Annotated in this window: 27 protein-coding genes and 1 pseudogene; 18 read left to right on the plus strand and 10 right to left on the minus strand. The window is 62.0% G+C overall.

The annotated features are described in order from the left end of the window. The first annotated feature begins 18 nt into the window (after positions 1 to 18). From PCS43_RS07475 to PCS43_RS07490, 4 genes are all read left to right on the plus strand, one after another. Positions 19 to 693 carry a DJ-1/PfpI family protein gene (locus tag PCS43_RS07475; protein ID WP_042448156.1) on the plus strand — a complete coding sequence of 225 codons (675 nt, stop codon included), beginning with the start codon at positions 19 to 21 and terminating at the stop codon, positions 691 to 693. A 34-nt stretch (positions 694 to 727) separates the two neighbouring features. Further along, a complete protein-coding gene (locus tag PCS43_RS07480; protein ID WP_064689078.1) occupies positions 728 to 1,198 on the plus strand; it encodes a DUF2269 family protein in 471 nt (156 codons plus the stop codon). An 82-nt stretch (positions 1,199 to 1,280) separates the two neighbouring features. After that, on the plus strand, positions 1,281 to 1,946 hold the full coding sequence (locus PCS43_RS07485; protein WP_197487711.1) for a HEAT repeat domain-containing protein: 666 nt from the start codon (positions 1,281 to 1,283) through the stop codon (positions 1,944 to 1,946). A 13-nt stretch (positions 1,947 to 1,959) separates the two neighbouring features. After that, positions 1,960 to 2,994: a HEAT repeat domain-containing protein gene (locus tag PCS43_RS07490; protein WP_042922925.1), complete on the plus strand. Its 1,035-nt coding sequence runs from the start codon at positions 1,960 to 1,962 to the stop codon at positions 2,992 to 2,994. A gap of 44 nt (positions 2,995 to 3,038) precedes the next feature. Here the strand turns inward: PCS43_RS07490 and PCS43_RS07495 are convergent, their stop codons facing one another. Continuing rightward, positions 3,039 to 3,410, minus strand: a complete 372-nt coding sequence (locus PCS43_RS07495) for an SdpI family protein (protein ID WP_209910468.1) — start codon at positions 3,408 to 3,410, stop codon at positions 3,039 to 3,041. Between the two features lie 374 nt (positions 3,411 to 3,784). Between PCS43_RS07495 and PCS43_RS07500 the strand changes: the two genes are divergently transcribed. The 3 genes and pseudogenes from PCS43_RS07500 to PCS43_RS33425 all read left to right on the plus strand — a co-directional run bounded on the left by PCS43_RS07500 (position 3,785) and on the right by PCS43_RS33425 (position 4,725). Beyond that, entirely contained in the window at positions 3,785 to 4,261 is a 477-nt protein-coding gene (locus PCS43_RS07500; RefSeq protein WP_030537437.1) for a hypothetical protein, read from the plus strand. A 133-nt stretch (positions 4,262 to 4,394) separates the two neighbouring features. Continuing rightward, positions 4,395 to 4,553: pseudogene (locus tag PCS43_RS33420) on the plus strand (mini-circle protein); the annotation flags it as partial. Positions 4,554 to 4,632: 79 nt separating this feature from the next. Next, complete coding sequence (locus PCS43_RS33425; RefSeq protein ID WP_370852753.1) at positions 4,633 to 4,725, plus strand: mycothiol transferase; 93 nt, start codon at positions 4,633 to 4,635, stop codon at positions 4,723 to 4,725. A 62-nt stretch (positions 4,726 to 4,787) separates the two neighbouring features. Here PCS43_RS33425 and PCS43_RS07510 read toward each other — a convergent pair whose 3' ends face one another. Further along, the gene (locus tag PCS43_RS07510; RefSeq protein ID WP_054188324.1) at positions 4,788 to 5,249 is read right to left on the minus strand and encodes a DUF6389 family protein; all 462 of its coding nucleotides are present in this window, start codon (positions 5,247 to 5,249) and stop codon (positions 4,788 to 4,790) included. Between the two features lie 356 nt (positions 5,250 to 5,605). Here PCS43_RS07510 and PCS43_RS07515 point away from each other — a divergent pair, with 356 nt between their 5' ends. Beyond that, the gene (locus PCS43_RS07515) at positions 5,606 to 6,262 is read left to right on the plus strand and encodes a response regulator (RefSeq protein ID WP_030537435.1); all 657 of its coding nucleotides are present in this window, start codon (positions 5,606 to 5,608) and stop codon (positions 6,260 to 6,262) included. Between the two features lie 27 nt (positions 6,263 to 6,289). Here PCS43_RS07515 and PCS43_RS07520 read toward each other — a convergent pair whose 3' ends face one another. Next, positions 6,290 to 6,664 carry a response regulator gene (locus PCS43_RS07520; protein WP_030537434.1) on the minus strand — a complete coding sequence of 125 codons (375 nt, stop codon included), beginning with the start codon at positions 6,662 to 6,664 and terminating at the stop codon, positions 6,290 to 6,292. A gap of 75 nt (positions 6,665 to 6,739) precedes the next feature. Here PCS43_RS07520 and PCS43_RS07525 point away from each other — a divergent pair, with 75 nt between their 5' ends. Then, positions 6,740 to 8,566 (plus strand): sensor histidine kinase, encoded by a 1,827-nt coding sequence (locus PCS43_RS07525; RefSeq protein ID WP_030537433.1) that lies wholly within the window; start codon positions 6,740 to 6,742, stop codon positions 8,564 to 8,566. A 120-nt stretch (positions 8,567 to 8,686) separates the two neighbouring features. Continuing rightward, positions 8,687 to 9,508 (plus strand): alpha/beta fold hydrolase, encoded by an 822-nt coding sequence (locus tag PCS43_RS07530; RefSeq protein WP_030537432.1) that lies wholly within the window; start codon positions 8,687 to 8,689, stop codon positions 9,506 to 9,508. Between the two features lie 111 nt (positions 9,509 to 9,619). Here the strand turns inward: PCS43_RS07530 and dmpG are convergent, their stop codons facing one another. From dmpG to PCS43_RS07545, 3 genes are read right to left on the minus strand one after another with little or no spacing between them, the layout of a single operon-like run. Then, on the minus strand, positions 9,620 to 10,648 hold the full coding sequence (gene dmpG, locus PCS43_RS07535) for a 4-hydroxy-2-oxovalerate aldolase (protein ID WP_020909650.1): 1,029 nt from the start codon (positions 10,646 to 10,648) through the stop codon (positions 9,620 to 9,622). Further along, a complete protein-coding gene (locus PCS43_RS07540) occupies positions 10,645 to 11,589 on the minus strand; it encodes an acetaldehyde dehydrogenase (acetylating) (protein WP_003943168.1) in 945 nt (314 codons plus the stop codon). The genes dmpG and PCS43_RS07540 overlap by 4 nt, the downstream gene beginning before the upstream one ends. Then, positions 11,586 to 12,413 (minus strand): 2-keto-4-pentenoate hydratase, encoded by an 828-nt coding sequence (locus PCS43_RS07545; RefSeq protein WP_007735684.1) that lies wholly within the window; start codon positions 12,411 to 12,413, stop codon positions 11,586 to 11,588. The genes PCS43_RS07540 and PCS43_RS07545 overlap by 4 nt, the downstream gene beginning before the upstream one ends. A 69-nt stretch (positions 12,414 to 12,482) precedes the next feature. On the opposite strand from PCS43_RS07545, the gene PCS43_RS07550 reads away from it, so the two are divergent. Next, on the plus strand, positions 12,483 to 13,244 hold the full coding sequence (locus PCS43_RS07550) for an IclR family transcriptional regulator (protein ID WP_003942865.1): 762 nt from the start codon (positions 12,483 to 12,485) through the stop codon (positions 13,242 to 13,244). Here PCS43_RS07550 and helR read toward each other — a convergent pair. After that, the gene (helR, locus tag PCS43_RS07555) at positions 13,206 to 15,428 is read right to left on the minus strand and encodes an RNA polymerase recycling motor ATPase HelR (protein WP_209910465.1); all 2,223 of its coding nucleotides are present in this window, start codon (positions 15,426 to 15,428) and stop codon (positions 13,206 to 13,208) included. The two genes, PCS43_RS07550 and helR, sit on opposite strands and share 39 nt — an antisense overlap. Before the next feature lie 281 nt (positions 15,429 to 15,709). Between helR and PCS43_RS07560 the strand changes: the two genes are divergently transcribed. From PCS43_RS07560 to PCS43_RS07575, 4 genes are all read left to right on the plus strand, one after another. After that, the gene (locus tag PCS43_RS07560) at positions 15,710 to 16,174 is read left to right on the plus strand and encodes a hypothetical protein (RefSeq protein WP_270923010.1); all 465 of its coding nucleotides are present in this window, start codon (positions 15,710 to 15,712) and stop codon (positions 16,172 to 16,174) included. A 302-nt stretch (positions 16,175 to 16,476) separates the two neighbouring features. After that, positions 16,477 to 16,713 (plus strand): microaggregate-binding protein 1, encoded by a 237-nt coding sequence (mbp1, locus tag PCS43_RS07565; RefSeq protein WP_003943084.1) that lies wholly within the window; start codon positions 16,477 to 16,479, stop codon positions 16,711 to 16,713. A gap of 142 nt (positions 16,714 to 16,855) precedes the next feature. Continuing rightward, positions 16,856 to 19,024: a catalase gene (locus PCS43_RS07570; protein ID WP_209910462.1), complete on the plus strand. Its 2,169-nt coding sequence runs from the start codon at positions 16,856 to 16,858 to the stop codon at positions 19,022 to 19,024. Positions 19,025 to 19,111: 87 nt separating this feature from the next. After that, positions 19,112 to 19,381, plus strand: a complete 270-nt coding sequence (locus PCS43_RS07575) for a DUF7218 family protein (RefSeq protein ID WP_003943161.1) — start codon at positions 19,112 to 19,114, stop codon at positions 19,379 to 19,381. A gap of 57 nt (positions 19,382 to 19,438) precedes the next feature. Here PCS43_RS07575 and PCS43_RS07580 read toward each other — a convergent pair whose 3' ends face one another. Further along, positions 19,439 to 19,744 (minus strand): hypothetical protein, encoded by a 306-nt coding sequence (locus tag PCS43_RS07580; protein ID WP_007735689.1) that lies wholly within the window; start codon positions 19,742 to 19,744, stop codon positions 19,439 to 19,441. Positions 19,745 to 19,903: 159 nt separating this feature from the next. Here PCS43_RS07580 and PCS43_RS07585 point away from each other — a divergent pair, with 159 nt between their 5' ends. Then, positions 19,904 to 21,052: a glutamate--cysteine ligase 2 gene (locus tag PCS43_RS07585; RefSeq protein ID WP_136471030.1), complete on the plus strand. Its 1,149-nt coding sequence runs from the start codon at positions 19,904 to 19,906 to the stop codon at positions 21,050 to 21,052. Positions 21,053 to 21,129: 77 nt separating this feature from the next. Continuing rightward, positions 21,130 to 21,657, plus strand: a complete 528-nt coding sequence (locus PCS43_RS07590; protein WP_050654955.1) for a CinA family protein — start codon at positions 21,130 to 21,132, stop codon at positions 21,655 to 21,657. Between the two features lie 298 nt (positions 21,658 to 21,955). On the opposite strand, the gene PCS43_RS07595 is transcribed toward PCS43_RS07590, so the two are convergent. Both PCS43_RS07595 and PCS43_RS07600 read right to left on the minus strand, forming a co-directional pair. Further along, positions 21,956 to 22,576, minus strand: coding sequence for a hypothetical protein (locus PCS43_RS07595; RefSeq protein ID WP_245361510.1), 621 nt, complete (start codon positions 22,574 to 22,576; stop codon positions 21,956 to 21,958). 138 nt (positions 22,577 to 22,714) lie between these two features. Further along, a complete protein-coding gene (locus tag PCS43_RS07600; RefSeq protein ID WP_225320187.1) occupies positions 22,715 to 23,413 on the minus strand; it encodes a TetR/AcrR family transcriptional regulator in 699 nt (232 codons plus the stop codon). Positions 23,414 to 23,632: 219 nt separating this feature from the next. Here PCS43_RS07600 and PCS43_RS07605 point away from each other — a divergent pair, with 219 nt between their 5' ends. Beyond that, positions 23,633 to 25,003 (plus strand): MFS transporter, encoded by a 1,371-nt coding sequence (locus PCS43_RS07605; protein WP_042448184.1) that lies wholly within the window; start codon positions 23,633 to 23,635, stop codon positions 25,001 to 25,003. Positions 25,004 to 25,013 lie beyond the last annotated feature (10 nt).

Raw genomic sequence — 25,013 nt, forward strand, 5'->3', positions numbered from 1 at the left:
ACAAAATCGGAGGTTGCAGTGCACGCGCAGATCGTGTTGTTCGACGGATTCGATCCCATGGATGTCGTGGGTCCGTACGAGGTGCTCTACGCCGGGGGTCTCGCCAGCGGTGGGGCGTTGAGTGTCGAACTCGTCAGTGCGGAGGGGCCTCGGACCGTCCTGAGCGGAAGTGGTGAACTCGCTATGACCGCCACTGCAACCCTCGATGTCGAACACGCGGATCTGATCATCGTTCCCGGAGCATCGGGTCTCTTCGAACCCGATGCGGACCAGTCGGGCACCAGTTTGCCGGAAAGACTCGCGGCCACAACGGAAACCGAACTGCCCGTCATGATGCGGCGTGCACTCGACGATCCTGGTGTTCTTGTTGCGACCGTCTGTGGAGGATCTTTGGCGCTGGCGATGGCGGGGCTTCTCGAAGGGCGCCGCGCCGTGACACACCATCTTGCCGTGGACGCACTGGCGGCCGGCGGCGTTATTCCGATCCAGGCGCGAATCGTCGACGACGGTGACCTGATCACCGCCGGCGGTGTGACGTCCGGTCTCGACCTTGGCCTGTACCTGTTGGAACGATGCCTCGGGCCCCGGATAAGTCTCGAGGTCGAAGCGCTCTTCGACTACGAGCGTCGTGGAACGGTGTGGTCGGCCAAGGGCGCCGAGCCTGTAATCACCTTCGCCCCGGACGCTGCGTGAATACGCTTGTGCGTACCGAAACGCGAGAAATCTCATGACCGGAATCCTGCTGTCCCTCCACGTGATTGCGGCCATTCTTGCCATCGGCCCCGTCGCTGTGGCGGCGAGTATGTTCCCGGTGGCGAGCCGCGCCGCGCTCGCCGATCCGGACAGCGCCAGTGTTGCGACGACGGGCATGCTGCATCGCATCGTTCGGGTGTATGCCACGATCGGCATTGTCGTTCCGATGCTCGGTGTCGCGACCGCCGTAAATCTCGGGGTGCTCGGCGACGCGTGGCTCATCACCTCGATTGCACTCACCGCCGTTGCCGCCGTAGTACTTACAGCGGTAATGCTTCCCGCCCAGCGGCTGATTCTGGCGGCGATCGAAGGAGCTGGGTCCGGCGTGGACGTCGCAACGCGGCTCACCCGCCGACTGGGTGCCGCGACGGGAATCTTCAATCTGCTGTGGGTCGTCGTCGTTGTGCTGATGATCTTTCGGCCAGGATCGACAACCGGCGTGTGATCCGAGGCGATATTTCACGTGTCGGTGACAGCGCTGCTTGACCTTGACACAGTGACAAGGACTCCAATGTTCGACGAAGGAGGTGGTTGTCGTGAACACAACCAACCACGATGGGCAGAATGCTCACCTCGTCGACGCATTGGCCGCAGCTGATCCCTCGGTTAGGCTGCGCGCCGCGCTAGCCGCCGGCACACGCCCGGACCCTGAGCTGACGGTTGCCCTGGTCGATCGGTGTGCCGTCGAGCCGGATTTCTTCGTCCGCGACATGCTGACCTGGGCGTTGTGCCGCCTGCCGGCCGAAATCACGGTACCGAAGCTGATCCGTGAGCTCGGGTCCGATGGTTCGCAAGCCCGCAGTCAGGCGCTCCACACCTTGTCCAAGATCGGCGATCCGACCGCGTGGCCCGCGGTCTCTGCGCTGGTGCACGACCAGGACGACGAGGTCGTGCGCAGTGCGTGGCGCGCCGCAGTGGCACTCGTGCCGGCAGGAGTCGAGGGTGCACTCGCAGCGGATCTGGCGACCGAACTCGGGCGGGGTGAACTGCAGATGCAGCTCAGTCTCAGTCGAGCTCTGACAGGACTCGGCGAGGCTGTACTCCCGGTGCTCGACGCGGCCGGTATGAGCCCGAATCCGCGTGTCCGGGCGCATGCTGATGCTACAAAGCAACTCTGGCACGACCCCGACGGTGGGTTCGCACTCTCTCACGAGTTGGCGAAGCGCGTCGCGGCAATCGGCCCGGACGCGTAGGAAGGGGAGACGGATGTTGATCGGCGAGGTCTCGCGGCGTTGTGGTGTCAGCACACGGATGCTGCGTCACTACGACACCTTGGGACTGGTGAAGCCGACGGGCCGCACGTCCGGCGGTTACCGGGAGTACTCCGCCGACGACATCCGTCGACTCTTCCACGTCGAGAGCTTGAGGACGTTGGGGCTCTCGTTGAACGAGGCCAAGCGTGCACTGGACGAACCCGACTTCGCGCCGGCCGATTTGGTGGGTGAACTTATGCAACACACTCGGCAACGGATCGCGGCGGAGGAGGAATTGCTGACCAAACTCGAAAGGGTCGATGCCAGCGCCCCTTCGGAGTGGGACGACGTCCTACGCATGGTCTCACTGTTGCGTGCACTCGAATCCGAGTTCGCTGCTCATCGTCAGCAAGCGATCCTGTCGCAGGAGCTGAATGCGGCGTTGCCCGTCGACGCACTCGTCGAGGCCATCCTGTCGGAGAAGGATGCCAACGTGGCCGGAGCGTTGCAGTGGGCGTTGGCGAGGACCGAAGGTGCGGGCCTTGCAGGTCTCACGAAGGGCCTCGAATCGGAGGACGTCGAGGTTCGACGCCGCGCGACGTCGGCCATCTCCGGGATCCACACCGAGGAAGCAACTCGGGCGCTGAAGCGAGCTCTCGATGATTCGGACGCGATAGTCCGCGCTGATGCCGCTCTCACCCTCGGATCTCGCGGAGAGGCCGTCTCGATGCCCGCTCTCCTCGAGATGGTCGCCGACGGGCGACGCGACGTCGAGGCCGGAGAGGTGCTCGGTCTTCTCGCGGAGCACTCACCGACAAGCGGTGAGGTCGTCGATGCCGTGCAGGCAGGGCTCGACGGCACTGACGACGCCCCGACGAGGTTGCGAATCACGCAGGCACTCGCTGAGATTCCCGGCGCGGCGGCCCGGGAAGCGCTCGCCCGGCTGACACGCGACGACGACAAGACGGTCGCGTCCACGGCAGCCGCGATCCTCGAGATGCGGGACCGTGGACCACGCCGGCGCGAACGACCGCGTATCGGGAACTGAAATCGGAGAACTAGGGCACCTCTGACAAATGCGGGCCCGGGTGGTCAGCGCCGCAACGATTTTGCCGCGGCGTTGCCCTTCAACGCTGCACAGAGCAGGACAAGGAGCACCGCTAGAAACACGACTGTTGAGGCGACAGCCGACACCACAGATCCGAAACCTGTCACGACACCGATGGCGACCTGCATGCACAGTCCCACTACGGCTGTCCACACCGTCCGGCGTAGAAGGGGCCACGCAATCCGATGGGCCAATTGCCACGCCTCGGGGCTCGAGATCGTCGCCTTCGTGCGTATGCCGACAACGGGATTCGGTTCATCACCGACGACTCGCGGAAGAATCCCGGCAACGAACGCGAGGACAAGCGTCGACGACGACAGCGAGGCCGTCAGACCCAGCAAATCAGGCGGTCCCACCCGTCCAGCCCCCTATCGGCAGATTTGACACAGCGGACATTCCAGTCTGGGTTGCCGCTGGGACACACCCGACCGTATGCGAACGAATGCATGTACGGCTGTGCGGGTGACGCACTTTCAAGCTTTGCCGAATGAGCAGTGGACTCGATCTCGGACTAGTTTTCAGACAAGCCCTAGTGTGGATTGCCTAGGCAGAAAAGGTTTCCCGCCGGATCCGCCAACACGTGCCGGATGATCCGCCCGAATCAAGTCGAGGTGAACCGTATTCCTTTGGCTGTGAGCCTGATCCATCTCAGGCAAAGCCTCGAAGCTGCTGCGCACCCGCTGCGCGGTGATCAACGGATATGGTCTCTCACGTGGTGGATCAACGGCGAATGAGTTTGCGACGCAGGTACCTGAGCCTCGGTCTTGGCGAACTGGCCGCCGCGGGAGTGTTTGCCGCCGTGGCTGTCAGCGTCGTGATGCCTCGGCTCGAAGGTCCGAAAGACTCCGCGGCGCTGTGGTCGGCGCTGGCCCCAATGCTCGTGGTTCTCGTGCAAGCGGGTGTCTATTGGCTGCTTGCCCGAGGCTGGGTCGAGCAGGCGCCGATGCCTGCCCGCCTCGCGGCGCTCTACCGTGTGTTTCGGGTCCTCGACATTGTCGTCTTGGCGGTCGGTCTCCTCGGCGTGCTCATTTGGCTACCAGATCATTTCGTCACTGCGGCGGCCATCATGGTGGTGTGGGCTTTCGGCGTCGTCGAATACGTCAATTACTTCGTGGCCCGTCTCGCTTATCCGCTGCGGCGGTGGCCGTTCGAGGTCGGCAAGTGGCGGACGCCTCAACTTGTGCGCGACCTGCATTCGGCGCGGTGATACCGGCAATTAAGCCGGCCTTTGCCGCAACGGCAAAATTTGATGCGGGATCGGCGTGAGTTCGGAAGGATCGGTACTGCCTATCCAGGAATGAAGCCTCTTCGTCGTTCTTCACCGAGGAAGGAGATCCACCATGGCAACGTCGCGTCGGAGCCGCCGTGATGTCCCACCGCCCCGGACAGGGATTAGCGAGACCGATACGCTGCGCGCGTTTCTCGACTACCTGCGTGATTCGATCGCTGCCGAGGTTGAAGGTGCTCCGGAACCTCAGGTGCGCACCACAATTGTTCGGTCGGGAACAACCTTGCTCGGGCTGGTCAATCATTTGACCTTTGTCGAACGATCGATGTTTCTCGCCGAAAACGTGACGGATTGGAAAGCGACGTTTCAGCGAAGAGACCGGGCGCCATGCCGGGCACGCTGACATCCTCCGCGAACTTATCGACGGTTCGACCGGTCGGTGACATCGCAACATCGATCACAACAGTGGTTCGAAGTCGTCCGTCTCGCCGACAGCTTCCGCGCTTCATTGAGGCGAATGTCCACTACCGAAATCGGGGCCCACAGGTATCGGGTCGGTCGCTCCGTCGGGAGTTGTTACTTCCCAGTGCAGTTCGGATGCAGTCGGGGGAACGAGCGCGCCGATCCACTCGGCAACGACACCGACGATAACTTTCTCGAGTTCCGTGCGTGACCACTCTCGCGGACGAGTGGGAACCGGTGGCTCCCAGCCTTCCTCACCCCAGATCACGCTGAAAAGCTCCCGCTCGTCGCCGATCTGCTGATTCAAACTGAACGCATCCGGATCGTCGAATCGCGCCCAGACGCCGAAAGTGCCCTCGCCGTCCTGGTCCACGGAGACGTCGATGACAATGCCTTCGGCATGTGCTGTCGCCGCGGCGCGCATCGCCGCCAGCCGGCTTTCGACTACCGACGATGTGGTGTCGAGGACGGACCTCAGCGAGTCACGGTATTCGGTAGCTTCCACGGACTCAGAATATAGAACTCGTGGCTTCGAGCATGGTGGTATCGGGTCTTGGCCGAAATGTGGAGCGATGACGAGACCTGGGGGACTCGCAGTGCATCTTCGTGTCAAAGGATAACCGTTCGCCTGCAAGCATTTTCGGAAATCGATAGGGTTTGGCTTGTATTGATGTGGGGAGACTCGCAGCGTTGAGTGCGGAATCTGCGCACGACGGTTTCGCTCCTCGAGATCAGAGCGGTGAAGGTGGCATATGTCCGTTATCTTTTAAGCGGTGGTCCCATCTCCGGCCGCCACGCACTTGCGAGTGCGGACTGCAAGTGGAAGGCGGCCCTCGTGCAACAGGTATCGAGCCGAGTCTTGTGACGGCCCTGCGAGTGGTCATCGCCGACGACGACGTGCTCCTACGGGAGGGGGTGGCCAGCCTGCTCACTCGGGCAGGCCTGGAAATCGTCGGACAGGCAGGGGATGCGGACGAACTGCTGACACTGGTCGACGGGCAAAATCCGCAACTGGCCATCATCGACATCCGGATGCCACCGTCACACACTTCGGAAGGGCTCGACGCAGCGCTGCGTATAAGAAGAGAGTTCCCCTCCGTTGCAATGCTTTTACTGTCAGCACATGTCGAGGTCGATCATGCGTTGGAGCTTCTCGACGGAGGGAAGGGGATCGGGTACCTCCTCAAGAGTCGAGTGACCGACGTAGACGATTTCGTCGCGACGCTCGACAGGATCGCAGCCGGCGCCTCGGTCATCGATCCCGCTCTGGTCTACGAATTGGTGGCGGCCAGGCGACGTGACGACCCGTTGGCGGCACTTAGCGTCCGCGAGCGAGAAGTGCTGACGCTGATGGCAGAAGGCCTGTCGAACGTGGGGATAGGGCGTCGGCTGTGGATCACCGAGGGCACCGTCGAAAAGCACGTGCGGAGCATCCTCACCAAGCTCGATCTGGAGAGTACCGCCGACGACCATCGCCGCGTGCGCGCAGTCATCATGTATCTCGATGCCGTCAGCTGACGGGTGTCTGCGTTTGAATCGGCACACTCATCCTTGCGAAAGAATCCGCGCAATCGAGTCTGCGGACAGTTCGAACTTCGAGAGGAATCCGATGGCTGAACTCGATTCGACAAGATCGGCGAAGTCTTCTTCGTCGTGTGTCGACACAAGGATGATGGCCGGCGTCGGCGCCAAACCGGCGGCGTGGAGAATCTCCACCACGTCGAATCCGCTTTCGAAACCGAGGTCGATGTCCACCAGGACCAGGTCGGGGTGGGTAGCTTCGGCCACTGTGATGGCCGTGCCGAGGCTGGATGCGGTTCCGACAACCGTCATACCCGCGGCCTCGAGCACTCGTCGTGCAGCGGTGCAGAATGCATCGCTGTCGTCGACGATGAGGCAGCTCCGGTCGGAAGACTTCACCCTGTCAAGGCTGTCAGACGTCGGCGCACCCGGCATTACCGCTACCCGTAATTTCTCGGGGAACCCGGGCGTCCGATGACTTCGTCAGTTCCGTTGCGCGGCCGTCTCGTCACGTCCGTGCTGCGTCCGAGCGCTCCTCCCCTCGGTTGGGGCATCGCCCTGGCTACGGGATTGATTGTCGTGGAGATTCTTCTCGTTCTGATGTTGAAGCGGATTGCACCCGAGAATGCGTTCGGCGCGGTTTTTCTTTTCGGTGTCCTCGTCGTTTCGGCAGGCTGGGGATTTCGGCTGTCAATTGCGACGGCGGTTGCCAGCACTGCCGCGTACGCCTACATCCACGTCGTCGAAAGCCGTGAAAGCCTTGTACCGGCAGTGGTGGTTTTTCTCGTCCTGGCCTTGCTGACCAACGTTCTCGTCGGTCAGTCACGTCTTCGCGCCATGGAATCGGATCAGCGTCGTCGTGAGGCGGATCTGTTGGCTGCGCTGGCTCGGACGATGCTTCGGACGTCGAATGTAGTGGAGATGCTTGACGACGCGAGCGTGCGATTGTCCGCCGTGCTCGACCTGCCCGCGCCGTATGCGAAGTTAGGGCCCGCGGATGCCCCGGTGGGGCGCGGGCAGAGGCGGATCGTTCTACGGGATGGAGCCTGTGTCGCGGGTTCGCTACTTGTACCGGCAGAGTTGACCCAGGCCGATGCTCGCCGCGTTCAACGAATCGTACCGTCGCTCGAGGCCCTGCTTGCCGCTGTGCGAGATCGCGGGGTACTTCTCGAACAGACTCTCGCGTTGGCGCGTCAGCAGGCTTCACTGCGACGCGTAGCGACACTTGTTGCCTCGAGAGCCGAACCCGACGATGTCCATCATGCTGTCGCCGCGGAGTTGGCCGACGGACTGGACATCGAACACGTGTCGGTCGTGCGTTACGACGACGACGACTACTTCACAATTCTCGCTGCGCGGGACGATACTACAACCGGAGAACGATTGATCCCGGGTGAACGCTTCCCTGTCGGTGGATACAACGTCTGCACGATCGTCGAGACTTCGGGTGCGCCGATTGCCATCGACTTCACCACTGCGACAGGGGCGATCGCGGGGAGGCTGCGCGGACGCGGGTTGCGTACGGGAATCGGGGTACCGATCAACGTCGACGGTCGGACGTGGGGAGCTGTAATCATCGGCGGTACGGGACGTGTTCTCGCGAGTGACGTCGAGGACCGGTTGACCGACTTCGCAGACCTGCTCGCAACCGCGGTCTACAACGGTGAAACCAGGCGCGAGCTCACACGGTCCAGGGCGCGCGTCGTGGCTGCAGCCGACAAAGCCCGCCGAACCATCGAACGTGACCTGCACGACGGGGCGCAACAGCGGATCGTCACTCTCGGGATGGAGTTACGCGGCGCTCAGGCCGCAGTTCCCGACGGATTCGATGAGCTGCGAATCAGCTTGGCCCGCACCGTTGAGACACTGGCTCAAGTCAATACCGATCTTCGTGAACTCTCGCGAGGGATTCACCCGGCGATCCTGTCCCGCGGGGGTCTCGCGCCGGCGCTGAAGACTTTGGCTCGCCGCAGTCCGATCCCGGTCGCGCTCACAGCCGAGATCGTCACTCGACTAACCGATTCTGTGGAAGTCGCGGCGTACTACGTTGTCGCTGAAGCGCTCACCAACACCGCGAAATATGCCGACGCGTCCGTGGTTACGATCGCGGCCGTCTCGCAAGAGGGTCGTCTGGACCTCACCATCAGTGACGATGGCAAGGGGGGAGCAGACGCCGAAAGCGGTTCGGGTCTGATCGGGCTGCAGGACCGCGTTGCCGCGGTTGGAGGAACTCTGACGATCTCGAGCCCGGTCGGTGGTGGCACCACCATCACCGTTCGCATCGATCCCTCTACCAGTTAGCCGGTAGTGGGTTCCCCGGGTAGCGCTCCCCCACAATGGAAGCCAGCAGCGACGACATCGCTCCTGAAGTGGACGAATGTTCTTGTTACCCAACGAGAACCTTTCGCCCAGGAGGACATCATGCCGTACATCACCACTTCCGACGGAACCGAGATCTACTACACCGAACAGGGCGCCGGGAGGCCTGTGCTGCTCAGCCACGGTTGGCCCCTCTCCTCGGACGCCTGGCAGTTGGAACTCAAGGTGCTCGCCGACGCCGGTTACCGTGCCATCGCACACGACCGTCGCGGCCACGGCCGGTCCTCGAAGACCTATCAGGGCAACGACATGGATACCTATGCCCGTGATCTGGCTGAACTCGTCGAAGCGCTCGACCTCCACGATCTGACGCTCGTCGGTCACTCGACCGGAGGCGGCGAGGTCGTTCGGTACGCAGCGCAACACGGCGCAGGGCGTGTTGCCAAGGTGATCACCGCCGGCGCCGTTCCGCCGATCATGGTGAAGTCGGAGAACAACCCGGAGGGCACACCGATCGAAGCGTTCGACGACATCCGGTCCGGAGTTCTCACCGACCGTTCGCAGTTCTATCGCGACATCGCCGAGCCGTTCTTCGGCGCAAATCGCGAGGGGTCGAACGTGTCCCAGGGGGCGAAGGACGATTTCTGGCGCCAGGGAATGCTGGTCAATCTGGCAGCTGCCTACGACTGTGTCAAGGCGTTCTCGGAGACGGACTTCAGCGAGGACTTGAAGGCGTTGACCGTTCCCGTCTTCATTGCGCAGGGTGACGACGACCAGATCGTTCCCATTGGCGCAGCCGCCCTCAAGGCAATCGAATTGGTCAATGACGGCACATTGAAGATCTACAAGGGTGCGCCGCACGGAATCTACGGCGACTACCAGAAGGCTTTGGACGCAGACATTCTCGACTTCATCGCCAAGTAAGCCATTCAGCCCAGGCCGGTGGTGACCGTATGGTCACCACCGGCCTTTACGTGACAGAGTCCCGCCCTCGTCCGGAGACGGGACTCGGGTGTCAGCGAACTCGGCAGCGCGTCAGACTGCTTCCTTTGTCGCCTGCGCTGCGAGGGTGAGCGCGATGTCGACGATCATGTCCTCCTGACCACCCACCAGACGGCGGCGTCCAGCTTCGAGCAGCAGTGTGCGAACGTCGATTCCGTAGCGCTCCGACGCGGCTTCGGCGTGGCGCAGGAAGCTCGAGTACACGCCGGCGTAGCCGAGAGTGAGGGTTTCGCGATCGACGCGGACCGGCCGGTCCTGCAGCGGTCGGACGATGTCGTCGGCGGCATCCTGCAGGGCGAACAGGTCGCAGCCGTGCTCCCACTCCTCGATGTTGGCGACGGCGATGAAGGCCTCGAGGGGGCAGTTGCCGGCACCGGCGCCGTGACCGGCAAGCGAAGCATCGACGCGGGTGACGCCGTTCTGCACTGCAACAACGGAATTGGCAACCGAGAGCGAGAGATTCTCATGGGCGTGGATACCGATTTCGGTGCCCTCGTCGAGGATGTCGCGGTATGCACGAACACGATCCGCGACGTCGTTCATCACCAGACGTCCACCCGAGTCGGTGACGTAGACGCAGTGCGCGCCATACGATTCCATCAACTTGGCCTGCTTGGCCAGTTCCTCGGCAGGCGCCATGTGGCTCATCATCAGGAAGCCCGAGACGTCCATGCCGATCTCGCGGGCGGTTTCGATGTGCTGCGCGGAGACGTCGGCCTCGGTGCAGTGCGTGGCAACGCGAACCGAGCGAACACCGAGGTCGTAGGCATGCTTGAGTTCACTGATCGTGCCGACACCCGGAAGTAGCAGCGTGGTGAGACGAGCGTGCTCGAGTACCTCGGCCGCTGCTTCGATCCATTCCCAGTCGGTGTTCGAGCCGGGGCCGTAGTTGAGCGAGCCGCCGGCGAGGCCGTCACCGTGTGCTACTTCGATCGCGTCGACGCCGGCAGCGTCTAGAGCTGTGACGATCCGCTTGACGTCGGTGGGCGAAATGCGGTGGCGGACAGCGTGCATGCCGTCACGAAGGGTGACGTCCTGGACGAAGATCTTGCGGTTGCTCACTTGGTTGCTTCCTTCTGCTGGGCGATGCGCTCCGCGATCTGCATTCCGGCGGACGTCATGATGTCGAGATTGCCGGCGTACGCAGGCAGGTAGTGTGCCGCGCCCTCGACCTCGAGGAACACCGACACCTGGTGGGTGGGGCGATTGCCGTCGACGAGCAACGTCTCGACGGGCTGGTCGGCCGGGATCTCGGTGATCTGGACTTCCTGCTTGAGTCGGTAGCCGGGGACATACGCGGAGACGTCGCCGACCATCTTCTCGATCGACTGACGGATCTCGTCGTGAACAGCCGGGTCCGGTGCGTCGACGAGGCAGAAGACCGTGTCGCGCATGATGAGCGGCGGCTCAGCGGGGTTGAGGATGATGATGGCCTTGCCGCGACGAGCGCCGCCGACTGCCACGATCGCCTCGGACGTGGTCTCGGTGAACTCGTCGATGTTGGCGCGCGTTCCGGGACCGGCCGACTTGGAGGCGATGGACGCGACGATCTCCGCATACGCCACCGGGACGACCCGAGAAACAGCGGCAACCATCGGGATGGTGGCCTGGCCGCCACACGTCACCATGTTGACGTTGGGTGCGTCCAAGTGCTCGTCCGCGTTGACAGCCGGTACGACGTACGGTCCGATCGCGGCAGGCGTCAGGTCGATCATGCGCTTGCCGAGGGGAGCCAGCCGCGCGTTGTTGGCCACGTGAGCCTTTGCCGAGGTGGCGTCGAAGACGATCTCGATCTCGTCGAAGTTCGGCAGACCGACAAGGCCTTCGACGCCTTCTGCCGTGATCGGCACGTTCAGACGCGCGGCGCGAGCGAGGCCGTCGGACGCGGGGTCGATACCGACCATCGCGCCCATCTCCAGGTAGTCGGAGTTGCGCAGCACCTTGATCATCAGATCCGTGCCGATGTTGCCCGATCCGATGATCGCGACCTTGACCTTGCTCATGCGTTGTCCTCTTCGCTGGAGAAACTGGTGGTGACGGAACCGAGCCCGGAGACGGTCACGGTGACTACGTTGCCTGCGGTGACCGGTGCCATGGGGCCGAGAGCGCCGGACAGGATCACCTGCCCTGCGGTCAGCGGCTGCCCCAACTCACGTGCAGTGCGGGCGAGCCAGACGACGGCTTCGATCGGATCGCCCAGGCAGGCGGTTCCGACGCCGGTGGACACCTCGGTGCCGTCGACGGACATCGACATGACGACGCCGGCGGGTTCCACCTCGTCGAGGGTGCGTCGTTCGGTTCCCAGGACGTACACGCCCGAGGACGCATTGTCGGCGACGGTGTCACCGAACTTGATGTCCCACGACTCGATGCGGCTGTCGCAGATCTCGATCGCGGCGACGGCGTAGTCGATCGCACCGCGCACCTGCGCACTGTCCAGCGGTCCGTCCACGAGGTCGGCACCGAGCACGAAGGCAACTTCCGCTTCGACCTTGGGCTGGATCAAACGGCTCATGGGGATGGCGCCGCCGGCGGGGAACTCCATGTCGGCGTACAGCACGCCGAGGTCGGGCTGGTCGACACCGAGCTGCTGCTGGACTGCCACCGAGGTCAGGCCGATCTTGCGGCCTACGACCACGGCCCCCGCCTGCCGACGGATTTCGTCGACGCGGCGCTGGACGGCGTAGGCGGCGACGAGGTCGTCGGCGCCGATCAGATCGCGCACGGGCGCGCAGGGAGTGCCGCTCGCGATGGCGGCTGCGAGGCGGTCCGCAGCAGCTGCGATGTCGGTCTCGCTAGCTGTACTGGTATTCGTGGGCTGGCTCATGGCCACTACTTTCGCCGCGGCACCGAGATTGCGCCAGGGAACTGTCTCACTCAGCGATACGCTGGGGAGGTGACTGGCAGCGCAAACCTCGACACCGTGCTCGGCAAGGCGGTGACGATCCTGCGCGCCTTCCGGGCCGACGACCACGTGTTGCCTCTGGCCACCCTGGTCCAGCGGACGGGCCTGCACAAGGCGACGGTGCACCGCCTGGCCAACGAACTGGTCGCGAACCGGCTACTCGACCGTATCGACGGTGGCTACCGGCTCAGCGGCGGCCTCTTCGAACTCGGCATGCTCGCCTCTCTCGAACGGAGCCTTCTGGAGATGGCGATGCCGTTCCTCCAGGACCTGTACGAGCGGACCCACGAGACAGTCCACCTGGGGGTCCGTGACGGCCACGACGTCGTATACGTCGCGAAGATCGGCGGACACCGGCAAGCCAACTCGCCGTCCCGGACCGGTGGCCGGATACCGCTGTATTGCACCGCGATCGGCAAGGCGCTCCTGGCATTCTCCGACAATGAGTTTCGCCGCGAGGTGCTGTCGGAACCGATGACGCGCCGAACCCCACACACAATTGTTGCGCCCGGCATTCTCAATACCCAACTGAACCGAGTGGTCGAGACCGGTATTGCGTTCGAGCGCGAGGAATCAGCGCCGGGTCTCGCGTGCGTTGCAGCGCCGGTATTCGGAACCAACGACAAACCCGTCGCCGCCATCAGTGTCACCGGTCCCACCAGTCGCTTCGTCCCCGAGAGCCAGGTGTCCTACGTTCGCGCCGCTGCCGAAGGCCTACACAGCACCATCGCTCGCCGCGAACGACTGCGGTGATCTGGCCGTCCCGACCCGGACGAGCCCGGTCAATGCGTGCGGCAATGGCCCCTCGTGTAGGACGCCGAGACGTTGGGTCGCGCGGGTGAGGGCGACATAGAGTTCAGACGCACCGCGTGGGCCGTCGGCGATGATTCGCTCCGGTTCCACGACGAGCACGGCATCGAACTCGAGGCCCTTCGTTTCCGAAACCGGCACAGCGCCGGGCACGTCCTCAGGTCCGATGACGACGCTCGTACCCTCGCGTCCGGCCTCGTCCTGATTGAATTCGTCGATGGCGGAGGCTAGTTCGTCGGCGGAGATTCGCTTGGACCACGGTTGGACCCCGCAGGCGCGGACGGACTCGGGCGGCTGGACGTCTGGCGCGAACTCGGCGAGCAAGGCGGCGGCGACGCTCATGATCTCGGCGGGGGTGCGATAGTTCACCGACAGGGATCGGTAGATCCAGCGGCCGGGGACGTACGGCTCCATCATCGTCGCCCACGAGCGAGCACCTGCGGGTGAACGTCGTTGCGCGAGATCACCTACCACCGTGAAAGACCGGTCCGGGCAACGGCGCATCAGGACTCGCCAGTCCATCTCGGACAGCTCTTGTGCCTCGTCGACCACGATATGCCTGTACGTCCAGTCTCGGTCAGCAGCAGCGCGTTCGGCGAGCTCCCGGGTATCGCGTTCGACGAAACGATCCGCCAGGTCCTCGGCGTACAGCATGTCTTGGGCGAGGAGATGATCCTCGTCGTCCATCAAGTCTTCACGACTGATCATCATGTCCAGCACGCCCGCTGCATACGCAGCCTCGTCGCGGCGTTCACGTTCGGCACTCTGGTCGACGGGCTTGTCCCGGCCGAGCATGTCCACCAATTCGTCGAGAAGCGGAACGTCGGACACCGTCCAGGCATCGCCCTCTCGGCGCAACAGTGTCTCGTCTGCGCCTGCCTTGCGTAGGCGTTCCGGCGAAGTAAACAGCTGTGTCAGTAGCTCTTTCGGTGTCAAGATCGGCCAGAGTGCGTCGAGTGCGGCGGCAAACGCGTCATTCTCCGCCAACTCTGCGGTCAGATCTGCGCGCACTTGTTCCCAGGCTTCACGGTCACTGCGTGTCAACCATCCCTTGCCGATCTGCGCTATCGCCCGCTCGGTCAGTGCCCAGGTGACGATTTCGGTGAACACAGTCCGAGCGTCGTTATGGGGGAGTCCGCTCGAACGAGCTTCTTCTCGGGCCCATTCCGCAGTTTCGGCGTCGATTCGCACTGTGACGTCCGCCAATTCGATCAACAATGGGTTCTCGGGCAAGCGCTGATGATCGGCAATCGCTGCGCCGAGAACGTCCAGGATCTTCAGCGAGCCTTTGAGCCCAGCGGCCTCCGGAGTGTCCTCGGCAGTGACGCGTAGACCGGGAACGAGATCACCGGTGGTCATGAACACCACGTCGGACTCGCCCAGCGAGGGCAGCACGCGGCCGATGTGGTTCAGGAACGCCGGGTTCGGCCCGACCACGAGAACGCCGTGACGTTCCATTCGCTCTCGCTGCGTGTAGAGCAGGTAGGCGACGCGGTGCAAGGCGACGACGGTTTTCCCGGTACCGGGGCCACCTTCGATCACCAGCACCCCGGGGTGTTCGAGTCGGACGATGTCGTCCTGCTCGGCCTGGATCGTGGCCACGATGTCGCGCATGCCCTCACCTCGCGGTGCGTTAACCGCAGCGAGCAAGGCGGAATCGCTGTGGGTGTCGTGTTCTGCGCCGTCAGGGCGCCCGAGTACCTCGTCGGTGAAATCGACCACGTGTCGACTGCGTGTGTGGAACTGACGGCGTCGACGCATGTTCTCCGGGTTTGCAGCGGTGGCAACGTAGAACGGGCGAGATGCCGGCGCCCGCCAATCGAGCAGCACCGGTTCGTAGTCGTTGTCCGCATCGAGAAGGCCGATTCGGCCGATGTACGAAGTCTCACCCGACAGTGAGTCCAACCGGCCGAAGCACAGGCCGTTGTCGGCTACGTCCAGCCTCTTCACCTCTTTGGCGAGCGCGCGCACCTCTGCATCGCGTTCCATGAGTGCTTCGCCGTTTCCGCGCAGAGCGGTGCTGTACCTGCCCTTGACTCGGGCGCGCTGCGCATCGAGGCGTGCGTAGAGCGCCTCCACATAGTTCCGCTCGGATCGCAGTTCTTCTTCGTATCCCTGGGTTGGCACGTGCCCTCACTTCCGCTGGCTGTTCCGATCCCGTAGTGGGTCGTGCGGGATCGGAAGAGCCATTTTGCGGCACTACCCGGGCCTTGCCGCAAGGCCCCCGGTGCGATATACATTGATAGTGGAAGGGAGTGTCGATCCTCCCCCGGCTTTTTCCCACAGATCCTCTCGCGACCCCCCAGCCTGATGCACGGCTCCCAGCCTGGTCGATGTTTGGACCCCGAGTGCCACGGGTACAAATCCAGTGACCGGTGTTCCAAAATCGGTTCCCCTCATGAACTTACGTGGATCGAGGGATTGTGAAGGCGATACTGGCAACGGCCGCGAGCATCCTTCTGGTGGTTGCCTTGGCCGTCGCCGTCTTGCTTCTCCTTTCCGGATCACCGCGCGAAGGTACTTCGCACGAGCTCGCCGATACGGTTCACACGATCGGTGGGAAGCCGACAACCTGCACCGAGTTGTTCGGTGAAACATGCAGCTTTGCTTTGCAGTCGGACTACAACCAGTGGGGACAAAACCTCGAGGGTTTTGTCAATGCCGGGGCCCTCGGACCTTTCGCCCGCAGTATCGGCTTCGTGGCGGAGGCGAAACTGAGCTTGCAGGCATGCGAGGTCAGCGCAACCGCCGGGCGGACGATTCTCGATTTCTACACTCTCGCCGAGATCGACCACCCCACGGCCACCACCACCGACCTCTTCCCCTTCTGGAACGAGTCCCGCCAATTCCTGTGCCCGGTAAACAGTTTCTGAGAATGCTGTTTGCTATTTGAGATGTTCGAGACGCATCGCTCGATCGGAGCCAGGTTGGGCGCAAGCGCGCGAATCGTGGACAGCGTTCCGCCCACGGGGGGATCGGTCTGTAGCTGGCTCATGAGCACTGAATAACACACGAGAGTGAACGGCACTCCCCTCGGTGGCCGCTTCTTGTACGCGTTGCGGCGTGTCGGTGCACGGATGTTTATGCGAATTTCGATGGGGTAGGGCCTTCTGTGGGGGATTCCTACCTGTGTGGGATTCCTGAGCAACAATCCGAAACGTATTGGAGGGTCAACGTGCCAGATGACAAGAGCGGTCCCAGCGAGGGAATCAAAGGCGTCGTAGAGGACGTCAAGGGTAAGGCCAAGGAAGCCGTGGGTGCGGTTTCCGGAAACGACAGTTTGACCCGAGAGGGCCGCGCCCAGCAGGACAAGGCCGAAAGCCAGCGAGAAGTCGCGAAGAAAGAGGCAGAAGCCGAGAAGGCTCGCGCAGAAGCGGCCGCGGACGAAGCGCGACAGAAGTCCGAGCAATAGCCCTGACGCACTCGTCACCCTCGGCCTGGGATTGATCCCAGCCGGGGGTGAGTCGTGGCTCCGCGTTCAGTTTGAAATCTCTACTTACATAAGGCGTAACAAGATTCTTGCGCCCAGCATGACGATCAAGAGGAGCTGTTCGATGCCTTCATCTCAGTCCGTCCCAGGTGCACCGGCCCCGAAAGCGCCGGACCTGAAAGAGCCGGTCAAGCCTCGACAGCCGTTGCCGCCCAAGGATGACCAGCGGCAGCCGGAGGTGCGTACCGTCGCGGGTGCCGAGGAGAAGGTGAAGGGAAATGGTCGCGGCCAGCGGGGGGAGTACCTCACCACCGCAACCGGTACACGTCTCTACGAGACCGACCACTCACTCACTGCCGGCGAGCGCGGCCCGACTCTTCTTCAAGACCACCACCTGCGTGAGAAGATCACACACTTCGATCACGAGCGAATTCCGGAGCGCGTCGTCCACGCCCGCGGGGCGGCTGCACACGGAACGTTCCTGGCGAATGGCGCGGCCGAAAACATCTGTAAAGCATCGGTGTTCGCTTCCGGTGCTCGAACCCCGGTGTTCGTGCGGTTCTCGACGGTGCTGGGTTCACGAGGTTCGGCGGACACCGTACGCGACACACGCGGTTTCGCCACCAAGTTCTACACCGACGAAGGTGTCTTCGACCTGGTGGGCAACAACATCCCGGTGTTCTTCATCCAGGACGGCATCAAATTCCCGGACATCATCCATGCCGCGAAGCCCCACCCGGACCGCGAGATCCCGCAGGCGCAGAGCGCGCACGACACATTCTGGGATTTCGTGTCGCTGCACACCGAGGCCACGGCGCACACATTGTGGAACATGTCCGATCGCGGCATCCCGCGCTCCTATCGCATGATGGAGGGCTTCGGTATTCACACGTTCAGGCTCGTGAATGCCGACGGCGAGACGAATCTGGTGAAATTCCACTGGAAGCCGGCCGCCGGAGTGCATTCACTCGTGTGGGAGGAAGCGCAGATCGCCGGCGGTGTGGATCCGGATTTCCATCGACGCGATCTTGCCGACGCCATCGAGGCGGGCGCATATCCGTCCTGGGATCTGGGCGTGCAGGTGTTCCCTGATACCGAAGACGAAATGTTCGAAGGCATAGATCTATTGGATCCCACCAAGATCGTGCCCGAAGAACTCGCGCCGGTTCAGGTCATCGGAACGATGACACTCGACGCCAATCCGACGAACTTCTTCGCCGAGACCGAGCAGGTTGCATTCCATCCGGGTCACTTGGTTCCGGGTGTCGACATCACCAACGATCGTCTCCTGCAGGCACGTTTGTTCTCGTACCTCGACACCCAGATCACGCGACTCGGTGGCCCCAATTTCGATCAGATCCCGATCAACCGGCCTCACGCGCCTGTCAACGACATGCTTCGCGACGGCTTTCATCAGGACGGTGTACATACCGGAGTTGCGCCGTACCATCCCAATTCGTTGGACGGTGGGTGCCCGTTCTTGGCCTCGGCGGAGAGCGCGGCCTATATCGAGGTGTCCGAAGAAGTTTCAGGGCGAAAGGTGAGGCAGGCGCCGGCATCGTTCGACGATCACTTCTCGCAAGCTCGACTCTTCTATCGCAGTCTCTCCCCTGTCGAGCAGGAGCACGTCGCGCAGGCGTATACCTTCGAATTGGGTAAGTGCTACGAGGAGAACATCAAGACCCGGAATCTGGGCATCTTGGCGAATATCGACGCGGGTCTCGTGTCGATCGTCGCAGGGGGGCTTGGCCTTCCGGTTCCCGAACCGACCGAGCCGTTGAGTGATCCGGAGCTCAGCCCTGCACTGTCCCAGGTTGGTGCGGAATGGCCGGTAGACGGAAGGATCATCGCACTACTGGTCGATGAGAACTCCGATCTCGAAACGGTTGTCGCCGTTCGAGACAAGATCTTCGACGCCGGCATGGTGCCGCTGATCCTCGGCCCGCACGGCGGAACCATCGGGGACGGTGACGACGCGGTGACGGTGCAGCGATCCTACCTCACAGCTCGTTCGATCGAATTCGATGCAATCCTGCTGAGCGGCGACGTTTCTCGGATCGGCGAGGGCAAGTTGGATCCACGGGTGGAGACTCTGCTAAACGAAATGTATCGTCACAGCAAGGCAATTGGTGGTTGGGGAGAGAGCATGAGTGCGCTGGCTGCGGCCGGTATCGACGAGTCTGCATTGGGAGTCGTCGTCGATGCAGACGCGGAAGGAGCGCTCGCCTCGCTGGCTCAGCTTCTGAAGACGCACCGCGTGTGGGGGCGTTTCGAGGTGCCGCCTACATCCTGAGTGCCGACGTACGTTCGAACCTGCGGTGTGGCCGAATTGCCAGTTCGGCCACACCGTCGGAGTGAAGACGAGTGAAGGGACGAAACAGTGGCTCGCAAGGACTCACAACCTCAACTCAAGGATCAAGAACTCTACGAAGAGCTACGCGAGAAGGGCGATTCCAAGGAGAAGGCGGCCCGAATCTCCAATGCGGCCGCCAATCGAGGGCGGTCGAATGTCGCCAAGTCCGGCGGACAATCCTCGCCGTACGAGGAGTGGACAGTCGACGAGCTGAAGAAACGTGCCAAGGAACTCGATCTGCACGGCTATTCGAAGCTGAACAAGGGTGAGCTGATCGAGCAACTCCGCACTCACTGAGCTGTGTTCTGCTCGAGTCGTATTCTGCTTGTGCAGAATACGACTCGAGCGGTCGGTTCAGTGCCCTTCTTGATCGAAGAGTTCCTGACCTTCCAGTCGTTTGACCCGTCGGTGTTCCATCAAGATGGCCAGTGTTCCGACGATGAAGGACACCACGCACACGACGCCGGCAATGACTGCCCAACCACGAAATCCGTAACCTGCTGCCACCAAGGTCAATCCGAGTGTTGCCAGGCCCAGCCCGATCAGCAGGTATCCGGGATAGTTGCGACCGTCGCTGATTGCCTCCCCTACGTGCGATCGATTTGTGTGTTCGTCATCTACCGGTGAACTTTCGCTCGCGTTTGTCACGGCACACTCCATCCTGAGCTCATGAAGACTTGCGATTCTTCGCTCGTCGTCGGTTCACAGGGCAACTACCCGATCGGCCACTGGATGAAACGGTTGGAGTAGTGCCGAAAGGGTAGAAGGTCGTACGCTCGAAGTATCGGATGTGGATGAAAACCGGTGCGAGGAAGCCCTATGAACGCGAAGCCGACTCCCGACATATTCTCGGTAGGTACACCGACTCTCGGTGTCGAAGAGGAGTTCTTGCTCTGTGATCCGCAGACTGGACATCCCACTCTGCGCAACTCCGAGGTTGCTGCCGCCGGGCGGGAACTCGGTATCTCGCTGCAACTCGAACTCACGCGCTGTCAGGTGGAGACGTCCACGTCGATCGGAAACCATATTCGTGATCTTCGTGATCAACTCTGTGAGTCGCGTGCCGTCACCGCCGACGCCGCTGCCCGTGTGGGTTGTCAACTCATCGCAGTCGGGACGCCGTTCTACGATCCGCCGGTAGACGAGATCACTCAAACGTCGCGATACCAGCGAATGGCCGGTCAATTCAGAGCGATCACCGAAGGTGTGATGTGTGGTTGCCACATTCATGTCGGTGTGGAAGATCGAGAACGATCGGTCCAGATCATCAACCACCTGCGCCCTTGGTTACCGACCTTGTTGGCACTGACGGCGAACTCTCCGATCAGCGCCGGTCGCGATACCGGTTATGCGAGTTGGCGTTACGTTCTGTTCGGCCGATGGCCCAGTTCGGGTCCGCCGCCCTACTTCGAGTCCGTGGCGCACTACGAAGATGCTGTTGCAGCGATGCTGGAGACAGGGGTCATTCTCGATCCACACATGGTCTATTGGGATGTGCGCATGTCGGATCACCTTCCCACCGTGGAGATTCGGATCAGCGACGTGCCCGCCACCGTGGAGGAGACGATGACTCTGGCCACACTGGTGCAGGCACTCGTCGGTACCGCATCCGCCGCGATCACGAAAGGTGAAGCAGCGCCTGCTGTCGATCACGAGCTACTCCGCGCGGCTTGCTGGCGGGCGTCGCGTGACGGACTCGACGGGAGGTCGCTGGACGTGGAATCCGTGCGCTTGCTGACTGCACACCAGGCGGTTCGGCAATTGGTGGATCACGTCGAACCTGCGTTGACTGCATTCGGAGAATTCGAGCAGGTCACGGCCTCCTTGGACAAGGTGTTCAGCAACGGAAACGGGGCGATCGTGCAGCGTCGTCAACTCACGCGTCGGTCACGTGTAGCTGATGTGATCGACGAGTGCGCTCGACGCACTTTCGAAGGGTGCAGTTCGCAAGGGGGCAGTGAACTGTAAGGCACGGTTGGAATGGGCATTCGAGAACTTTCAATGTCTTGTCGAAGTCACCGATCGGACTGCAGGAGGAGGAACATATGAATGGCGATCCACGACCCGAGCTTCCGTCGGGCAAGGATCTCGACGATATGTGCAGGCAATTGGCTGCGGCAGTAGAGGAACACGGTCTGTCGGTGGCGACGGCGGAATCGTTGACTGCCGGGAACATCGCCGCACATCTGGGAAAGGCGCCGGACGCCGGATCGTGGTTTTGTGGTGGGATCGTCGCGTACACCCGCGAGGTGAAACATTCCGTACTTCATGTTCCGGACGGGCCAGTGGTCTGCGAAGAGGCAGCCAGGGTCATGGCGCACAGCACCGCCACACTGATGGGTGCGTCGCTAACGCTGGCCGTCACCGGTGAAGCCGGTCCTGATACCCAGGAGAACGTTCGACCCGGAACTGTGTGGTTCGGAGTCGTCGACCATGGGACCGCCGAAACGGAGAAGCAGGTTTTCTCGGGCGACCCCGAAGCTGTCCTCGGTGCAACTGTCGAGCACGCGATCCAACTACTTCTGCGTCACGCATCCGGTCGCCACACACCGAGTTCGAGAGTTGTGAACTAGTCGAGTTTTCAACTCTTCGAACGGTTCTTCTTGTGACGACCTGTGTGTTTCGCAGGCGCCTGCGCGGTTGGAACCAGATGACCGTCGGCCGTGTATTTTTCGACTACGAGGTTCTTGCTGACTCCTCGGTTCGCATCCACTGCGCAAGTGATTGCTTCCTTGTCGGAATTGAAAGGTTCCTCGGTCGAAGAGCCGTCGGGCATCGTGATTTTGTACCGATCCATACATCGACTATTGCGGGTTGATCCGTCTCCGACAACCCGAGTTCACGGAAATATCGGTCTGGGAGTCAGGCGGATCAGCGGGTCCAATACTCTTCGGAACGTTGACCCGGACGGAATCCGTAGTGCGCGAGCATCGCGGTCGCTTCCGGAAAATTGGCTGCCAGAGCTTCGGGCACATGTGCATCGCTGCCGAATGTCACCGCTTTACCTCCCTCTTCGCCCCACCATTGGGGTATCCAGGGCAACAGCCGACGGGTGTTCATCTCGAGGATCCGGTCGCTGTCGGCGATGGCGCGCATCGCATTTCGGAATCCCTCTTCGAATCGACGGGGATCGAAAGGTCCGGCACTTTCGATCGGCCATGCACGCACCGGGTAGTCGATATGGGCGAACACCTCGAAGGTCCGAGAGCCAGCCACCATACGCGGGATCTCATCGAGGTATGCCCACATGACTTCGTCGGCGCTCCACTTTCGAAACAGAGTGTTCGGTTCACTCCGATCGTCGCCGACTTCGAGCGTGTGCAAGGAACCCAATACCCGGTCGATGACACCGAGATCAAGGAGGTGCGACGCCTGCGCTTCGTGCAGGTGCGGTTGTCTGAACTCGACGCCGGTGAGTATCCGCAATTCAGGAAAACAGTGTCGGCATCGTTCGATGCTGTCGAGATAGCCGTCGACGTCGAGGATCGGCACGCGCGCAAGTCTGTTGCATTCGTCCGGATGCGTGCGACAGCGGTCCGCCGGTATCCCACGACCACTCGCTGTGAACATGACTGTCCGCGGGTAGTTGCATGTTCAGTTCGTACCAGAGCCGGGAGTTTCGGGGGGCGGTTAAAGCTCGGACTGTCGCGCGAATTCGCTCTGTGCAGTGGTTCCCCAGATCTCGGAGGACTGAGTCTCGGGCTCGCTGTCCAGCTTTCGGACGTCGTGAATGAACTCCACACCGTGCAGTTCGTCGGACGGAACCGACAGAAGCTTGCACGTGGTGCTGACGAAGAATCGCTGGACATCTTCCAACTCGAGACGCCCACCGGGCCGGTACCAATGCGCGACCCCGGTACACATCTCGAGTATCGCGAGTCGGCTCAATGCCAGATCTTCGATGTCGAAGGCGCCCACGCGTTGTCCGCGTTCGAGGATCTGTCCGAAAAGTTGCTCGTACTCGTCGCGCAGGGTCTGCAACTCGATGCGGTTGTCTCCGGTCAACCCGCGCATCTCGTACTCGGCGACGCGGGCAGTCAGTTGGTTGACGGCGGTAATGCCGACGTGTGACGACACCAGGCCGGCGAGCTGGACTACGGGATCGGCGCTTCGGCGCATTGCCCGCTCTCCCGACTGCGTCAGCTCGTCGAGGCAAGACCGAATGATCGAGGCCAACAGTGACTCTTTGCTGCCGACGTAGTGGTAGAGCGTTGCCGAGTTGATGCCGGCTTCGGCTCCGAGCTCACGAATGCCGGTGGCGGCGAATCCTTTCGTCGCGAACAGCGTGACTGCCGCCCGTTGAACGCGCCCCAGGTCCATGATCCTCATTTCGGTTGGTTGCCCAATCATGCTAGCATCGCCGCCGAAATCGACCGGCTGTCAATCAGTCGATTGATAGCTGTTTGTGTACTGGCAAATTGCATCTCAACTAATCAATCGATCGATTGAAAAAAGCTTGACTGTGCCCTGGGTCACTGCATAGTCTCCTTGTCGAGCCTCCCTCTCGGTGCGAGAGCTAACAGGGCACTCCATACAAGGAGCAATGACATGAACGACGCGAATCCTCCATCTCCCGCAACTGTCGACAGGCCTGCCCTGCGGCGTGTGGCCGGATCGGTTCTGGTCGGCACCACGATCGAGTGGTACGACTTTCAGATCTATGGCGCCTCCGCCGCGTTGGTCTTTGCGCCGCTGTTCTTTTCGGGCGCAGACCCCGCGCTGGCGACAATTCTTTCCTTCGCCACCTTCGCGGTCGGCTTCCTGGCGCGGCCACTCGGCGGTGTTGTGATGGGCCACTTCGGCGACCGCATCGGACGCAAGAAGGTCTTGGTGCTCGCACTTCTCTTGATGGGAGCAGCGACGTTCCTGGTCGGCGTCCTTCCGACCTCCGCCCAGATCGGTGTGTGGGCCCCGATTCTTCTCGTATTGCTGAGACTGATTCAGGGCTTCGGCGTCGGGGGTGAGTGGGGCGGTGCAGTTCTGACTGCTGTGGAATACGCACCCAAGAACCGTCGCGGTTTCTACGGCAGTATGCCGCAGGTCGGTGTGCCTGCTGGCCTTCTGCTGGCGACGGCCGTCATGTTCGGCACCAAGGCGCTCACCGGGGACCAATTCCTGGTGTGGGGGTGGAGAATTCCCTTCCTGCTGAGTATCGCGTTGGTCGCCGTCGGGCTTTACATTCGCACCGCGTTGGAAGAGACTCCCGCATTCGCTCGCGTGAAGCAGCAGAACACTGCGGTCAAGATTCCGATGGTCGACGCGTTCAAGAACTACCCTCGTCAAATCATTCTTGCCGCAGGTTCGATGATCAGCACGGGCGCTTACTTCTACATCCTCAACACCTACAGCCTGACCTACGCCGATCAGTTCGATCTGCTGTCCGGAAACCTCATGCTCGGAGCGGTCATGGTGTCCGCGCTCGTTGCAGTCATCTTCATTCCGATCTTCGGTCAACTGTCCGAAAAATTCGGCCGACGCCGGATCCTGATGGTCGGCATCACCGGCATGGGAGTGTGGGTCTTCGTTGCATTCGCCGCGATAGATACCGGCAACTTCTGGATCACCACCGGCGCATTGGCAGTCGGCGCATTCATGCTCAGCATCTCGTACGGGCCGCAGGCGACGTTCATCGCGGAACTGTTCGACGCACGGGTGCGGTACAGCGCAGCGTCCATCGCTTTTCAGATCGGGGTGCTCTTGGGTGGTGCAATCGCGCCGATGGTTGCCGCCATGTTGGTTCGCGCAACCGGTGGATCGTTTGCGGTCGCTGTGTATATCGCTGCCCTGTCTGTTATTTCGCTGATCAGCGTCTACTTCGTCCGTGACACCGACCTCGACGAAGGAAGTCGCGACATGTACATCGATGACAACGGGGCGTATCTGCCGCCGGTCGATCAACGCTCCACGGTTGTCAACTAATAGAGGAAAC

This window comes from Rhodococcus sp. C-2 (assembly GCF_027854095.1).
Taxonomy (GTDB): Bacteria; Actinomycetota; Actinomycetes; order Mycobacteriales; family Mycobacteriaceae; genus Rhodococcus_F; species Rhodococcus_F qingshengii.

Coding starts and splice junctions, on each gene's coding strand:
- PCS43_RS07530 (WP_030537432.1), top strand. CDS start 8,687: ATGCCGTACATCACCACTTCCGACGGAACCGAGATCTACTACACCGAA.
- PCS43_RS07545 (WP_007735684.1), bottom strand. CDS start 12,413: ATGAGCCAGCCCACGAATACCAGTACAGCTAGCGAGACCGACATCGCA.
- PCS43_RS07480 (WP_064689078.1), top strand. CDS start 728: ATGACCGGAATCCTGCTGTCCCTCCACGTGATTGCGGCCATTCTTGCC.
- PCS43_RS07490 (WP_042922925.1), top strand. CDS start 1,960: ATGTTGATCGGCGAGGTCTCGCGGCGTTGTGGTGTCAGCACACGGATG.
- PCS43_RS07540 (WP_003943168.1), bottom strand. CDS start 11,589: ATGAGCAAGGTCAAGGTCGCGATCATCGGATCGGGCAACATCGGCACG.
- PCS43_RS07590 (WP_050654955.1), top strand. CDS start 21,130: ATGAATGGCGATCCACGACCCGAGCTTCCGTCGGGCAAGGATCTCGAC.
- PCS43_RS07585 (WP_136471030.1), top strand. CDS start 19,904: ATGAACGCGAAGCCGACTCCCGACATATTCTCGGTAGGTACACCGACT.
- PCS43_RS07580 (WP_007735689.1), bottom strand. CDS start 19,744: ATGGAGTGTGCCGTGACAAACGCGAGCGAAAGTTCACCGGTAGATGAC.
- PCS43_RS07500 (WP_030537437.1), top strand. CDS start 3,785: ATGAGTTTGCGACGCAGGTACCTGAGCCTCGGTCTTGGCGAACTGGCC.
- PCS43_RS07525 (WP_030537433.1), top strand. CDS start 6,740: ATGACTTCGTCAGTTCCGTTGCGCGGCCGTCTCGTCACGTCCGTGCTG.
- PCS43_RS07570 (WP_209910462.1), top strand. CDS start 16,856: ATGCCTTCATCTCAGTCCGTCCCAGGTGCACCGGCCCCGAAAGCGCCG.
- PCS43_RS07600 (WP_225320187.1), bottom strand. CDS start 23,413: ATGAGGATCATGGACCTGGGGCGCGTTCAACGGGCGGCAGTCACGCTG.
- PCS43_RS07605 (WP_042448184.1), top strand. CDS start 23,633: ATGAACGACGCGAATCCTCCATCTCCCGCAACTGTCGACAGGCCTGCC.